General features: G+C 51.6%; 12 protein-coding genes and 1 riboswitch. Of the genes, 11 read left to right on the top strand and 1 reads right to left on the bottom strand.

Annotated features, from left to right (window positions below):
- Window positions 1–38: 38 nt before the first annotated feature.
- Window positions 39–440, top strand: a complete 402-nt coding sequence (gene cueR, locus FHS77_RS11255; protein WP_184223416.1) for a Cu(I)-responsive transcriptional regulator — start codon at window positions 39–41, stop codon at window positions 438–440.
- Between the two features lie 9 nt (window positions 441–449).
- Here cueR and FHS77_RS11250 read toward each other — a convergent pair whose 3' ends face one another.
- The gene (locus FHS77_RS11250) at window positions 450–3,089 is read right to left on the bottom strand and encodes a heavy metal translocating P-type ATPase (protein WP_210307112.1); all 2,640 of its coding nucleotides are present in this window, start codon (window positions 3,087–3,089) and stop codon (window positions 450–452) included.
- Window positions 3,090–3,324: 235 nt separating this feature from the next.
- Window positions 3,325–3,425: riboswitch (TPP riboswitch) on the top strand.
- A gap of 115 nt (window positions 3,426–3,540) precedes the next feature.
- On the opposite strand from FHS77_RS11250, the gene thiD reads away from it, so the two are divergent.
- The 10 genes from thiD (at window position 3,541) to FHS77_RS11195 (ending at window position 12,726) form a co-directional block, all read left to right on the top strand.
- Window positions 3,541–4,398 (top strand): bifunctional hydroxymethylpyrimidine kinase/phosphomethylpyrimidine kinase, encoded by an 858-nt coding sequence (gene thiD, locus FHS77_RS11240; RefSeq protein WP_184223365.1) that lies wholly within the window; start codon window positions 3,541–3,543, stop codon window positions 4,396–4,398.
- Complete coding sequence (locus FHS77_RS11235) at window positions 4,395–5,387, top strand: FAD-dependent oxidoreductase (protein WP_184223363.1); 993 nt, start codon at window positions 4,395–4,397, stop codon at window positions 5,385–5,387. The genes thiD and FHS77_RS11235 overlap by 4 nt, the downstream gene beginning before the upstream one ends.
- On the top strand, window positions 5,384–5,581 hold the full coding sequence (thiS, locus tag FHS77_RS11230; RefSeq protein WP_184223361.1) for a sulfur carrier protein ThiS: 198 nt from the start codon (window positions 5,384–5,386) through the stop codon (window positions 5,579–5,581). Before FHS77_RS11235 ends, thiS begins: the two co-directional genes overlap by 4 nt.
- A 1-nt stretch (window position 5,582) precedes the next feature.
- The gene (locus FHS77_RS11225) at window positions 5,583–6,353 is read left to right on the top strand and encodes a thiazole synthase (RefSeq protein WP_184223359.1); all 771 of its coding nucleotides are present in this window, start codon (window positions 5,583–5,585) and stop codon (window positions 6,351–6,353) included.
- Window position 6,354: 1 nt separating this feature from the next.
- Window positions 6,355–6,963: a thiamine phosphate synthase gene (locus tag FHS77_RS11220; protein WP_184223357.1), complete on the top strand. Its 609-nt coding sequence runs from the start codon at window positions 6,355–6,357 to the stop codon at window positions 6,961–6,963.
- A complete protein-coding gene (locus tag FHS77_RS11215) occupies window positions 6,960–7,970 on the top strand; it encodes a HesA/MoeB/ThiF family protein (protein WP_184223355.1) in 1,011 nt (336 codons plus the stop codon). Before FHS77_RS11220 ends, FHS77_RS11215 begins: the two co-directional genes overlap by 4 nt.
- A gap of 12 nt (window positions 7,971–7,982) precedes the next feature.
- Window positions 7,983–8,954: an ABC transporter substrate-binding protein gene (locus tag FHS77_RS11210; protein ID WP_374786251.1), complete on the top strand. Its 972-nt coding sequence runs from the start codon at window positions 7,983–7,985 to the stop codon at window positions 8,952–8,954.
- Window positions 8,951–9,646: a thiaminase II gene (gene tenA / locus FHS77_RS11205; RefSeq protein WP_184223411.1), complete on the top strand. Its 696-nt coding sequence runs from the start codon at window positions 8,951–8,953 to the stop codon at window positions 9,644–9,646. Before FHS77_RS11210 ends, tenA begins: the two co-directional genes overlap by 4 nt.
- Window positions 9,647–9,663: 17 nt before the next feature.
- Window positions 9,664–10,440 carry an ABC transporter permease gene (locus tag FHS77_RS11200; protein WP_184223353.1) on the top strand — a complete coding sequence of 259 codons (777 nt, stop codon included), beginning with the start codon at window positions 9,664–9,666 and terminating at the stop codon, window positions 10,438–10,440.
- A gap of 474 nt (window positions 10,441–10,914) precedes the next feature.
- Window positions 10,915–12,726: an ABC transporter ATP-binding protein gene (locus FHS77_RS11195; RefSeq protein WP_184223351.1), complete on the top strand. Its 1,812-nt coding sequence runs from the start codon at window positions 10,915–10,917 to the stop codon at window positions 12,724–12,726.
- Window positions 12,727–12,874: the final 148 nt, after the last annotated feature.

Genomic DNA, 12,874 nt, shown 5'->3' with positions numbered 1-12,874 from the left:
TGCCCTATATATAGCACAACCCAAGGAGCTTTAACATGATGAATATTGGCGAGGCAGCGACTGCATCGGGCATAAGTGCCAAAATGATCCGTCATTATGAGACGGTCGGGCTGATTGAAAAGGCTGGCCGTACCGAGGCTGGCTACCGCGTTTATTCCAAACGGGATGTGGAAACATTGCGTTTCATCCGGCGCGGTCGCGATTTGGGTTTTTCACTGGATCAGATCAAAGATTTGCTGACGCTTTGGCAAGACCACAGCCGCGCTTCATCCGATGTGAAGCAAATAGCCCTCACCCATGTGGCTGAGCTAGAAGCGAAGATGGAACAATTGCGCGAAATGGCTGATACTTTGCGCCATCTGGCGCAGAACTGTCAGGGCAACAACCGCCCTGACTGTCCGATTTTGCATGATCTGGCCAGCAATGCAGCCAAATCTTAATCTTGTCGGTTAAACCTGCAATGCAGGTTTAACCTTACGCAGGCGCAGCGCATTGGAAAGTACGAAGATGCTGGAAAGTGCCATTGCACCCGCCGCCAGCATAGGCGACAATAATGTGCCCCACAGCGGATAAAGCACACCGGCAGCAACCGGAATAAGCGCGATATTATAGGCAAATGCCCAGAACAGGTTTTCGCGAATATTGCGGATAGTGGCGCGTGATACGGCCAGCGCATTAATAACACCGCGCAAATCACCCGACATCAGCACAATATCAGCGCTTTCCATCGCCACATCCGTGCCGGTGCCCAAGGCAATCCCCACATCAGCGGCTGCCAGCGCCGGTGCATCATTGATGCCATCGCCGACAAAGACCAGCACTTCGCCATTGGAAGACAGACGCTTTAAAGCATCCACTTTGCCGCCCGGCAGCACTTCGGCTTCCACATGGTCAATCGACAAGGAACGCGCAATCGCTTCTGCTGTGTGGCGGCTGTCACCGGTGATCATCGCCACCTTCAGGCCCATCTGATGCAGCGCATCAATCGCTTGTTTCGTAGATGGTTTGAGCGGATCGGCAATCGACAGGATTGCAGCCAGTTGGCCATTAACCGCTACATAAATCGACGAGCGTCCCTGAGAAGCCAGCTGATCAGCCACTTTTTCCAAAGGTGTGATGTCAATATTAAGTGCAGCCATATGACGACCGGCTCCAACGGCCACCTGCTGACCATCGACATCGGCAACCAGTCCCATACCGGCAATGGCGTTAAAATTCTGCACATCCTTTAAGACCAGACCTTTATCCTCTGCTGCTTGCACAACAGCTGCGGCAATCGGATGCTCAGAGCGAGCCTCGACACTGGCAGCAAGGGTCAGGATTTTCGCCTCATCCTGTCCGGCAACGGCTTCAAAATGTGCCAAAACAGGTTTGCCCAAGGTCAGTGTTCCGGTTTTATCAAAGGCAATCACTGATGCTTCGCGTAAACGTTGCAATGCATCACCCCGACGGAACAGCACACCCATTTCCGCTGCACGTCCGGTGCCGACCATAATTGATGTTGGCGTGGCAAGCCCCATCGCACATGGGCAGGCAATAATCAGCACGGCTATGGCATTCACCAATGCAAAACCCAGACTTGGCGACTGGCCAAAGATCAGCCAGATCACAAAAGTGATAACAGCAGCAGCCATGACTGCAGGCACAAACCAACGGGTGACTTTATCAACCATCGCCTGAATTGGCAGCTTATCGGCCTGCGCATCTTCCACCATACGGATGATCTGCGCGATCACCATGTCACTGCCCACTTTGGTCGCCTGATAGGTAAAAGAGCCGGATTTATTGATAGTGCCGCCAACCACTTCCGCGCCAATCTCTTTAATAACCGGCACCGGTTCACCGGTAATCATGGATTCGTCAATATAAGACGAACCCTCAATGACACTACCGTCAACGGGTACTTTTTCACCCGGTCTGACCTGCACATGGTCGCCCACGCGCACATCTTCCAGCGGCACATCAACCACCTTGTTATTACGCACAACACGAGCAGTTTTCGCCTGTAAATCAACCAGACGGCTGATGGCAGCACTGGTTCTGCCCTTGGCACGCGCTTCCAGATAACGACCAAGCAGTATGAGCGCCACAATGACGGCTGCGGCTTCAAAATAGACATTCACCGTGCCTTCAGGCAAAACGGAAGGCATGAAAGTTGAGATCGTTGAAAAGCCCCAAGCGGCCAATGTACCTACCGCCACCAGCGAATTCATATCCGGTGCGGCTTTCAAAAGTGCCGGAATACCAAGCTTGAAAAACCGCAAACCCGGCCCGAACAGCACCAGCGTTGTCAGCACAAACTGAAGATACCAGCTGTTCTGCATACCGATTGTGCGGTCAATCAACATATGCACGCCCGGGATCAGATGCGAGCCCATTTCGAGTACAAAAACCGGCAAGGTCAGCAGCACCGCGAGCAAGGTTTGACGCTGTAAGATCTGCGCTTCTTTTTCGCGTTTTTGGGCACGCATTTCGCCGGCAGATTGCTTGGCGGCAACATCAATTTCACGCGCCTGATAGCCAGCTTTTACCACCGCTTCAATCAGCTTATCCGTGTTTACCCGCGCACCATCAGCCACAATCTGCGCCCGTTCAGTGGCAAGATTAACACTGGCTGATGCAACGCCGTCAACAGCTTGCAAGGCACGTTCAACACTGCCGACACAAGAAGCACACGTCATACCTTCAATGTTCAAATCAAACTTTTGCGATGTTGCGGAAGCTGCCACAGCCGCAGCAGGTTTGGCTTCCGACTGGCATGTTTGCGCGCTATCAGCCTTTTTAGAGCCACAGCCGCAACCAGAACTTTTAGGGGCTTCTACCGGCTTTTGCTCATCAATCAGCTCAGCTTTATAACCTGCTCCGCCAATGATTTTGACCAAATCATCGGCAGAAATTTTGCTGTCGCTCACCTCAACATGGGCGCGTTCCGTCATCAGATTGACGGTTGCTTTTGCCACGCCGTCAGTGCCTGTCAGCGCGCGCTCCACACGCCCCACACAAGAAGCACAGGTCATGCCATCCACATTGAAATTATACTTTGTTAACAAGGCATTGCTTGCTAACTGTCCGTCATTTTTCTGGCTCATAGGACATCCCCTGCCACATCATTGTGCCTATGCAATCAAAAGCTTTCAAGAGCGATAGTGATTCTCAAAAGCAACCGCATAAACAGTTCATCATGACGCTTAAACTAAGCCTTCCCATCATTGGAAGGTCAAGAGGTTTTTTGAAGAAAAATCACCCAAATAATTTGTGTCGCTTTATGTTGCTTTTGACGCGGGCTTGACCAATCTGATTTTAAATTCTACTCATGAGAGCAGCAAATATTCGTTGGGGTGTCGAAAGACTGAGAGGCGCGCAAGCGCTAACCCATTGAACCTGATCCGGGTAATACCTGCGTAGGGAACGGAATTTGGCGCGTCACGTACGGGCGTAATGGGAATTGGTCTGAACAACAGGCGAGTTTTCTTTAGGAAGCAAAGCACAAGCTTCAGCCAGTCATGATGTTTCACTTTCTGTTCAGAGAAGAGAAACGACATGACGAGACGGTTAGATACATCTTCCACTATCAGTTCAGTTCCGATCTGCGTAACCATTGCTGGCTCTGACAGCAGCGGTGGTGCCGGTATTCAGGCAGATTTGAAAGCATTTTCTGCGCTTAAAACCTATGGCGCCAGTGTCATAACCGCTATCACCGCGCAAAATACCTGCGGTGTCAGCGATGTGATGGATATGACGCCAGCGATCATCCGCGGTCAGATGGATGCGGTGTTTAGCGATCTCAAGGTCGATGCGGTTAAAATCGGTATGCTCTCGAAAGCAGAAACCATTGAAACCGTTATGGAAGGGTTGCACCACTTCCAAGGGCCGGTCGTGCTTGATCCGGTGATGGTAGCCAAATCCGGCAATCGCCTGCTCAGCGAAACCGCCATTGATGTATTGCGAAAAAAGCTGATCCCGCTGGCAACGCTGATAACCCCGAACCGCCCTGAAGCCGCCTGTCTGCTGGATATGGATGAAGCGCAAAGCGATGAAGAAGCCGAAGCACAAGGTCGCGCACTGCTTGGCATAGGTGCCAAAGCCGTTTTGATGAAAGGCGGCCATGCGGAAGGTGAAATTTGCACTGATCTGCTCATCACCGCAGACCAACCGACATTTGCCATTTCTGCGCCACGCATTCACACTAAAAACACCCATGGCACAGGCTGTACCTTGTCGGCAGCATTAGCCGCCAAGCTTGGATATGGATTAAATCTTGAACAAGCTTTTGAAGAAGCGCATGACTATCTGCATCAGGCGATTTTGGCCGCCGATCAGCTAAACATCGGCAGTGGTCACGGCCCCGTCCATCACTTTTATGATTTGTGGGCCAAGCCTTCACAGGTAGCGCCATGAAAATCACCATAATCGGTGCCGGAGTGGCAGGCCTGACGGTTGCTGCTGAACTCAACGCCCAAGGCAATGATGTGGAAGTGATTGCGCTAAGTGAGCGCATTGGCGCAGATGCCTGCTCATGGTTTGCCGGTGGTATGCTGGCGCCATGGTGTGAGGGCGAAAGCGCGCCGGAACAAGTGGTGCGCCTTGGCCAGCAAGCGCTCGACTGGTGGGAAAATCATATCAGCGGCGTTGAGCGACGCGGCACATTGGTGCTTTCTCACACCCGCGATGCCAGCGAGTTACGCCGTTTTTCGCGCCGCACCAGCCAGCACGAAATGATCGATGCGACCCGTATTGAAGAACTTGAGCCAGATCTTGGCAATCGCTTCAGCGAAGGCTTGTTTTTTGAACATGAAGGCCATCTTAACCCGCGCCGCGCCTTGCCGGAACTGGCTGAAAACTTGCGCCAAAAGGGTGTGCGCTTTCAGCTTGGCACCGATGCCGATAAGGCCACAATCGACAGTGATCTGACCATTGATTGTCGCGGGCTTCGGGCGCAGGACGATTTAAGCGATCTGCGCGGTGTCAAAGGCGAAATGCTAATGATCCGCTCGCGTGACATTAACCTCACCCGCCCTGTGCGCCTGCTGCATCCGCGCATTCCGCTTTATATCGTGCCGCGCGGGGATGGTGTGCATATGGTGGGCGCGACGATGCTGGAAACAGAAGCCAGCCCGCATATCAGCGTACGCTCCACCTTGGAACTTTTGGGCGCGGCCTATGCACTGCATCCCGCATTTTCTGAGAGTGAAGTGCTGGAAACCGGCGTCGATGCCCGCCCGGCCTTTAACGATAACTTACCCAAAATACGCCGCCAAGGCACCAAGCTTTATGTCAACGGCTTATACCGGCACGGATTTTTAATGTCTCCCGCTCTGGCAAAAATGGTGCGTGAAGCCGTTGCAAATCCGCAAAACATGCCTGAGCTCATGGAGTGCTCCTCATGAATATTTCTCTGAACGGCCAAATCCACCAGACCAGCGCCAGTAACTTAAACGAATTACTCGCTGAGATTGATTTGAGCGATGCGGTGGTGGCAACAGCCCTCAACGGCGAATTTGTCAGTGCGGATATGCGTGAAGAAACAACACTTTCCGCCGGTGATCAGATTGAAGTTCTGGCACCAATGCAAGGAGGATGACATGCTCAAACTCTATGACAAAACAGTCACCAGCCGTTTGCTGTTGGGCACTGCTCTTTACCCTTCTCCTGCCATTTTAGGCGAAGCGGTCAAGGCATCCGGCACAGAAATTGTCACCGTATCGCTGCGCCGTGAAAGCGGCTTTGAGCGTGCAGGACAAAGCTTCTGGTCATTGATCAAAGAATTGGGTGTGCATGTTTTGCCCAATACCGCCGGATGCCATACAGCCCGCGAAGCCGTTACCACCGCTCAAATGGCACGCGAGATTTTTGGCACATCCTGGATCAAGCTGGAAGTAATCGGCGAACAAGACACCTTGCAGCCAGACCCGTTCGGGCTGGTGGAAGCCGCACGCATTCTGGTGAATGAAGGGTTTGAAGTTTTCCCTTACATGAACGACGATCTGGTCGTTGCCGAAAAGCTGGTGCAAGCCGGATGCAAAGTACTGATGCCATGGGGCGCGCCGATTGGTTCTGGACGCGGTCTCAACAACCCTTATGCTTTAAAAACCTTGCGCGCACACTTCCCCGACATTCCGCTGATTGTTGATGCCGGTATCGGTGTGCCATCCCACGCCGCGCAGGCAATGGAACTGGGTTATGATGCGGTGCTTCTCAACACAGCCGTGGCCAAGGCCGGTGATCCGGTTCGCATGGCCAAAAGCTTTGCGCTTGCCATTGAAGCGGGACATCTGGCGGTAGAAGCGGATCCGATTGAACCGCGCGATATGGCAGCTCCTTCCACACCTTTGATGGGAAAGGCATTTTTCTAAAATGGCACTTCATCCTTTTTATCCGATTTTCGACAGCGCTCAATGGTTGGAACGTCTGGTGCCGCTCGGCATCAAACTGGTGCAATTGCGCGTCAAAGATAAAACTTTACCTGAATTGCGCGAAGAAATCCGCGCCGCCAAAACCATTTGTGATGCGCATCAATGCCAGCTTATCGTCAATGATTATTGGCAGCTCGCTATTGATGAAGGTTGCGATTACATCCATCTCGGTCAGGAAGATCTGGACGAGGCTGATATTGACGCCATCCGTGCAGCCAATCTCAAACTTGGCGTCAGTACCCATAATGAAGAAGAGCTGGAACGCGCATTAGCGCTTAAACCTGATTACGTTGCGCTTGGCCCCGTCTATCCGACCATTTTGAAAAAGATGATCTGGGAGCCGCAAGGCTTAGAGCGTGTCCGTATCTGGAAAGATAAGGTGGCAGACATGCCGCTTGTCGGCATTGGCGGCATCAGCCTTGATCGCGCTACCGGTGTTTTTGAACATGGCGCAGATATTGTTGCCGCAGTGACGGACATCACGCTCAATGCCAGCCCTGAGCAGCGCGTGCAGGAATGGCTGAAACTGACGGAAGCTTATGTAAAATGAGCCGTTACGCCAGACAGATCATTGTGGAAGAGATGGGCATCGAGCGCCAAAAACGCTTGGAAAATGCACATATTCTCATCATTGGTGCGGGCGGCCTTGGCTGTCCCGCGCTCAATTATCTGGTCGGCGCCGGTGTTGGCCATATCACGCTTGTTGATGATGATATTATCGAACGCAGCAATCTGCATCGCCAGCCGCTTTATGGCGAAAAGGATTTAGGCCGCAAAAAAGCCGAAGCCGCCCGCGATCGTCTGCATGATCTTAACCCCGAGGTGACGGTGACGGCGAAAATCACGCGCCTCAGCCCTGCCAATGTGGATGCGCTGTTGCAAGACGCCGATATCGCGCTTGATTGCGCCGATAGTTATGCGGTGACCTATATCCTGTCCGATGCCTGTAAACGGCTGGGAAAACCGCTGATTTCGGCTTCCGCCTTAGGGTTAAGCGGCTATGTCGGCGGCTATTGCGGCACGGCTGAAAATGGGGCGCCATCGGTGCGGGCACTCTTTCCTGACCTGCCGAAAAACCTTGCCACCTGTGCCAGCGCCGGTGTGCTGGGGCCACTGGTCGGAACACTCGGCACCATTCAGGCACAAATGGCCATTGCAGCGCTCACAGATATGTCGCCCTCGCCATTGGGGCAGATGGTAACAGTCAATTTAAGCCAATATGGTTTCCGCAGTTTTCGCTTTGACAAAGCACCGGAACCCAAAGCTGTGCCTTTTGCATTTATCGCACCGGAACAGCTTTTGCCCGATGATGTGCTGGTTGAACTGCGCGATACAACCGAAACACCGCAAAGCCTGCGTGATGACGCTTTGCGCTATTCAACGCAGGATTTCTTAGAAAACCGCGTTGATCTTGCCACTGATAAACGTGTTGCTTTGTGCTGCCGTTCCGGCCTTCGGGCATGGCGTGCAGCCAGTGCCTTACGACAAGTCTTTTCCGGCCAGATTGTTCTTGTTGCCGCCGGAGATAGCTCCCCTCCATCAACCCCAGTTCAATAACGGAGAGATAGAATGTTCCGCAAATTTGGCTTTGCTGCGCTTTTGAGCGCCACGGTTTTGCACGCCCCTATGATGGTTTCAACAGCCTTGGCAGATGATAAATTATCCCTCATCCTCGACTGGTATGTGAATCCCGATCACGGCCCGATTATTGTCGCTGAAAAGCTTGGTTTTTTCAAAGATAACGGCCTTGATATAGAAATCATTGCGCCAGCCGATGCCGCCACACCTTCAAGACAAGTGGCAGCAAAACAGGCCGATCTCGCTGTCTCTTATCAGCAGCAACTGCATTTGGATGTGCATGAAGGCCTGCCGCTCATTCGTGTCGGCACGCTTGTTGACACACCGCTCAACTGCTTAGCAGTGCGCGATGACGGCTCGGTCAATGAGATCACCGATCTGAAGGGCAAGAAAATCGGCTTCTCTGTCGCAGGCGTTGAAGAAGCGGTGATGAGCACCATTTTGAGCCGTCACGGCATGACAAAAGATGATGTTGAATTGATCAATGTCAATTTCTCACTCTCGCCTGCTTTGATGTCAAAGCAAGTGGATGCAGTGATTGGCGCTTATCGCAATGTCGAACTGAACCAGATGGATATTGAAGGCGTGAAAGGCAAATGTTTCTTCGTTGAAGAACAGGGCGTACCTGCCTATGACGAGCTGATCTATGTCGCCAATGCAAGTGATTATGATGCTGATAAAATCAGCCGCTTTTTGGCTGCAACAGAAAAAGCTGCCAATTATATCATCAATAATCCCGAACAAGCTTATGAGATTTATGTTTCTTACAGCCCTGAGCTGAAAGACGAATTAAATAAGCGCGCCTGGAAAGACACTTACCCGCGCTTTGCCCGTACCCCTGCTGCCTTTGATTTTGGCCGTTACAAACGTCAGGAAGCTTTTCTTTTTGAACATAAACTCGTGCCGGAAATCTTTGGCGTCGAGAAATTTGCTGTCGATGTAAATGTGGAAAGGAACAAATAATGTTACCCAAGCCGGATTATTCATCCAAAACCTTTAGCGCGTTACGTGAGGCAGCAAGCCAAGAGTGGAATGACTATATCGACCACGATTTTGTGCGCGGCATGGCTGACGGCACTTTGCCAAAGGCATCTTTTCTGCATTATCTGGTGCAGGATTATGTATTCCTGCGCCATTTTTCCCGCGCATGGGCGCTGGGTGTAGTAAAATCCACCAGTCTGCAGGAGATGAAACACTCAGCTGCAACCGTCAACGGCCTTATCCATGTGGAAATGCCTCTGCATATCAAGATTTGCGCCCGTGAAGGTATCAGCGAAGAAGAGCTGTTCAACGCTGAAGAAGAAGCGGCAAACCTTGCCTATACCCGCTTTGTGCTGGATGCCGGACAATCAGGCGATTTTCTTGATCTGTTGGTAGCACTGCTGCCATGCGTCTTAGGCTACGGCGAAATCGGCTTGCGGCTGGCTGCAACACAGGCAGACAACACACCCTATCAGGAGTGGATCGACACTTATGCCGGCGAAGAGTTTCAGGCACTTTGCCAGCTTGGCGGTGAATTGCTCGAACATGCAGTTGCCAACCGTCTAGGCGACAATTTTGAAGCAAGCCCGCGTTGGCCGCAGCTTTGCCGCACTTTTGCAACTGCCACCAAGCTGGAAGCCGGTTTCTGGCAGATGGGCCTGAAAGGTAAATAAACCAAGGATAATAGCAGATGAACAACCGGCCCGTAGCATTGAAAACGTCACGCAAATTTCTGCCTGATGGTGTCATTTCTGCCCTCACAGCCCTGCTGCTGTGGCAGGGATTGATCTGGCTTTTTGCAATACCGCGTTTTATTTTGCCCGGGCCGGTTGATGTTATCATTGCCTTTTATGACAATATTGAACTGCTGATCCCGAATGCTCTCATCACATTTGGCGAGATTTTATCCGGCCTGGTTTTAGGCAGTTTTATCGGCATTATTGTAGCGATTGCGCTGATGCTGTCTCCGCTGGCACAGCGCATTGTCTTGCCGATGTTAATTTTTAGCCAGACCATTCCAATCTTCGCGCTGGCTCCCATTCTCACCTTATGGCTTGGCTATGGTGTCGGCTCCAAAATTGCCATCACTGTGCTGATGATTTTCTTCCCCGTCGTTTCCACTTTTCTGGATGGTTTACGTCGTACCGATCAAAGTCTGCTGGATGCAGCGGCTATTTTAGGTTCAAACCAGTTCTCAACCTTGTTTCGGGTGCGCATTCCGGCAGCGTTCCCGTCTCTTGCCTCTGGATTAAGCCTTGCCGCTGTTTATGCGCCCATTGGTGCTATTATTGGCGAATGGGTGGGTGCATCTAAAGGGCTCGGCTATTTAATGCTGCTTGCCAATGGCCGTGCCAAAACAGATCTGATGTTCGCAGCCCTGTTTATTCTGGTGATCTTCACTTTGATCCTGCACAAAGTGATTGCCCATTTTGCCAGAAAACTGGCAGTCTGGCCGCAGAAACCCTGAAGAATAAATGTGATATATTTAACACAGACAGGCTGTTGCAATCATCTCGCCAAAACTAACCTCTTGGCGGGTTAAACGAACTCTATTACGCTTCAAAAATTATTCACGCGCACAGGAGGTATAAAAAATGTTTATTGCACGTTTTTCCGCACTACCTCGCGGGCCTCTTGGCTCTCGCAGCGCGCGTACACCGGTTTACGCTTTTAATTATTGACCCATTAAAGCCTATACACCGCGCCGGAAGACTCGAGTTGCAGAGCACCATTCCGGCTCATTCTCCTAAAATACGCTCAAACTTATAAAACAGACGTCCGAAATACGGCCCGACCCGTTTGCCGCTATTGCCCTTCACGTTCGTTTGTTTCGCTTAAAAACCGATTTTCACACTTCATGCCGCGCAGTTTATTATCAGGCTGTCGCTGCATCTCATTCATAAGGTTCGCGCATGAGGATAAGGCATGCGTGAAAAATCTCATGTCACGATTACGTCTTGATTTTCGAGGGCCGGCCTTCCGCAATGTCCTCAAATACACCTTCCGGCAATGGAAAAACCAGCCGGTCAGAATTGCATTGATGCTTGCCGGTATGATGCTGGCAACGATCGCAGACGTTTTAACACCGCTTTATTCGGGCAAGCTCGTTGACGCACTCGCCAATGATGTTTTGAGCAAAAATGATGCGTGGAGCGCCGCTATTTCTGCTCTTGTCATCCTTTTGGCCTTAGGCGGCATGGCCTTGGTTATGCGTCAGCTCACCTTCTATGTCATTACTGATTTCACCTTGAAAATCATGAGTGACATGGCGCAGAGCGCTTTCTACCGTTTGCAGCGTTTTTCCACTGACTGGCATGCCAACTCCTTTGCCGGTTCCACCGTGCGTAAAGTAACGCGTGCGATGTGGGCGGTGGATTTGCTCAATGACACTTTGCTGGTGGCATTGTTTCCGTCCCTTGTCATGCTGGTGGGCTCCACTGCATTGCTGGCATGGTACTGGCCGATGATGGGGCTTATTGTTGCCATTGGTTCGATCCTGTTCATCATTTGCACGGTGATTATCTCACTGGGTGTTGTGGCTCCCGCTGCAACCCTTGCCAATGCATGGGACACCCGCATGGGCGGCGCTTTGGCCGATGCTATTTCCTGTAACTCAGTGGTCAAAGCCTTTGGTGCAGAAGCACGTGAAGACGCACTTTTGACCAGGGTGGTTGCCAAATGGCGTGGCCGTACCCGTCGCACATGGCTGCGCGGTACGCTGAACGGCTTCATCCAAGGTCTGAACCTGCTCATCATGCGCGGTCTGGTCATTTTCTTTGCGCTTTACCTATGGAGCCAGGGACAGGCGACCGCCGGTGACATCACCTTCGTATTGACCGCCTTCTTTATTCTGCAAGGTTACCTGCGCGATGTGGGGATGCATATCCGCAACCTGCAACGCTCGGTCAACGACATGGAAGAACTGGTTGATATTGAAGCGCGTCCCTTCGGCATTGCCGACAAGCCAAGTGCCAAAGCCATCACTATCACCAAAGGCCAGATCGATTTTGACCATGTCACCTTCCATTATGGAGATCATGAAAACCCGCTTTACAAAGACTTCAGTGTCAATATCAAAGCCGGTGAACGTGTTGGTCTGGTGGGTCATTCCGGTTCCGGTAAAACCACATTTGTGAAGCTCATTCAGCGGCTTTACGATGTCAGTGGCGGTGCCATTCTGATTGACGGGCAAAACATTGCCGATGTCACGCAATCATCGCTGCGCTCGCAGATTGCCATCGTGCAACAGGAGCCAATCCTGTTTCACCGCACATTGGCAGAAAACATTGCCTATGCGCGCCCGGGTGCAAGTCTGGCCGAAATCAAACAGGCAGCAAAACTGGCAAGCGCCCATGATTTCATCATGCGCCTGCCAAAAGGCTATGCCACGCTTGTTGGTGAGCGCGGCATCAAGCTTTCGGGCGGCGAACGCCAGCGTGTTGCCATTGCCCGTGCCTTTTTGGCCGATGCGCCGGTGCTGATTTTGGATGAAGCCACATCAAGCCTTGATTCAGAATCTGAAGTGCTCATCCAGCAGGCAATGGAACGCTTGATGGTAGGGCGCACCACTTTGGTGATTGCGCATCGTCTTTCAACCGTGCGTTCGCTTGATCGTCTGTTGGTTTTTGACCGCGGCGAAATCATCGAAGAAGGTGATCATGACGAGCTCATCCGTTTGAGCGACGGAATTTACCGCCGCTTATTTGAGCGTCAGGCATTAGAGCTGACCAAAGGTCTGGAGGACGTTTTTTAAGAACTATGCCAGCCGATATAAGATAAAAAGCGGCGGAGATAATCCGCCGCTTTATTTATTTCAAAATCTTCATCAACTGTGACCGCTTGTACACATATGTAACGCAGTTTTAGTTTGCAAAAATCCGGATGATCACGCACAGAGCTCA

The organism is Paenochrobactrum gallinarii, from assembly GCF_014205685.1.
Lineage (GTDB): Bacteria > Pseudomonadota > Alphaproteobacteria > Rhizobiales > Rhizobiaceae > Paenochrobactrum > Paenochrobactrum gallinarii.
The sequence above is the reverse complement of the archived record's forward strand: the minus strand, read 5'-3'. Positions and strand labels throughout refer to the sequence as shown.

What these genes read in the sequence shown, in the direction of transcription:
- FHS77_RS11200 (WP_184223353.1), top strand. Translation starts at nt 9,664, where the DNA reads ATGAACAACCGGCCCGTAGCATTGAAAACGTCACGCAAATTTCTGCCT.
- FHS77_RS11220 (WP_184223357.1), top strand. Translation starts at nt 6,355, where the DNA reads ATGGCACTTCATCCTTTTTATCCGATTTTCGACAGCGCTCAATGGTTG.
- FHS77_RS11235 (WP_184223363.1), top strand. Translation starts at nt 4,395, where the DNA reads ATGAAAATCACCATAATCGGTGCCGGAGTGGCAGGCCTGACGGTTGCT.
- thiD (WP_184223365.1), top strand. Translation starts at nt 3,541, where the DNA reads ATGACGAGACGGTTAGATACATCTTCCACTATCAGTTCAGTTCCGATC.
- FHS77_RS11250 (WP_210307112.1), bottom strand. Translation starts at nt 3,089, where the DNA reads ATGAGCCAGAAAAATGACGGACAGTTAGCAAGCAATGCCTTGTTAACA.
- thiS (WP_184223361.1), top strand. Translation starts at nt 5,384, where the DNA reads ATGAATATTTCTCTGAACGGCCAAATCCACCAGACCAGCGCCAGTAAC.
- FHS77_RS11215 (WP_184223355.1), top strand. Translation starts at nt 6,960, where the DNA reads ATGAGCCGTTACGCCAGACAGATCATTGTGGAAGAGATGGGCATCGAG.
- FHS77_RS11210 (WP_374786251.1), top strand. Translation starts at nt 7,983, where the DNA reads ATGTTCCGCAAATTTGGCTTTGCTGCGCTTTTGAGCGCCACGGTTTTG.
- cueR (WP_184223416.1), top strand. Translation starts at nt 39, where the DNA reads ATGAATATTGGCGAGGCAGCGACTGCATCGGGCATAAGTGCCAAAATG.
- FHS77_RS11225 (WP_184223359.1), top strand. Translation starts at nt 5,583, where the DNA reads ATGCTCAAACTCTATGACAAAACAGTCACCAGCCGTTTGCTGTTGGGC.
- FHS77_RS11195 (WP_184223351.1), top strand. Translation starts at nt 10,915, where the DNA reads ATGTCACGATTACGTCTTGATTTTCGAGGGCCGGCCTTCCGCAATGTC.